Below are 429 nucleotides of genomic sequence, written 5' to 3'. Positions count from 1 at the left end.
AAAATTCGACAACTTTTTGAGTCGCGTAGATTCAAATTATCACAATTTCTTATTACTTATTTTTTTGTCGCACAAAAAAACTTTTTGACTGTCCAGTGGAAAGAGATTTGCCCAACGAAAAGGCTTTTAAAGCCGCCCAATATCCTTTTTTTTTCCAAATATTTTTACGAATACGTTTTTTTGATATAGAAGTACGTTTTTTTGGAACTGCCATTTGAAAATAAAGAGATTACTCACTATTCTATTGGATGTGAAAGACATCTATTGTTCAAAAGAAGTCATGTTTTACTATAGTCATTATCGATTTTTTTCTTTATAGCCAAAAACCATAAATTTCTTTTTTTTTTGAAATAGAATAAAAAATTTCTCMAATAAAAATCAAAAATATATATGATATGTCATCATGTGATTTTTAATTGACCAAGATCT

Annotated in this window: 1 protein-coding gene; it reads right to left on the bottom strand. The window is 26.9% G+C overall.

Going from position 1 to position 429, the window contains the following annotated elements; genetic code table 11:
* Window positions 1-52 precede the first annotated feature (52 nt).
* Window positions 53-214: a 50S ribosomal protein L32 gene (locus EIZ48_RS31675; RefSeq protein ID WP_500690635.1), complete on the bottom strand. Its 162-nt coding sequence runs from the start codon at window positions 212-214 to the stop codon at window positions 53-55.
* Between the last annotated feature and the right edge of the window lie 215 nt (window positions 215-429).

Source organism: Photobacterium alginatilyticum, assembly GCF_009910675.1.
In the GTDB taxonomy this organism is placed as follows: Bacteria; Pseudomonadota; Gammaproteobacteria; order Enterobacterales; family Vibrionaceae; genus Photobacterium; species Photobacterium alginatilyticum.
This window is presented reverse-complemented; position numbering and strand designations above follow the sequence as displayed.

Coding starts and splice junctions, on each gene's coding strand:
- EIZ48_RS31675 (WP_500690635.1), bottom strand. CDS start 214: ATGGCAGTTCCAAAAAAACGTACTTCTATATCAAAAAAACGTATTCGT.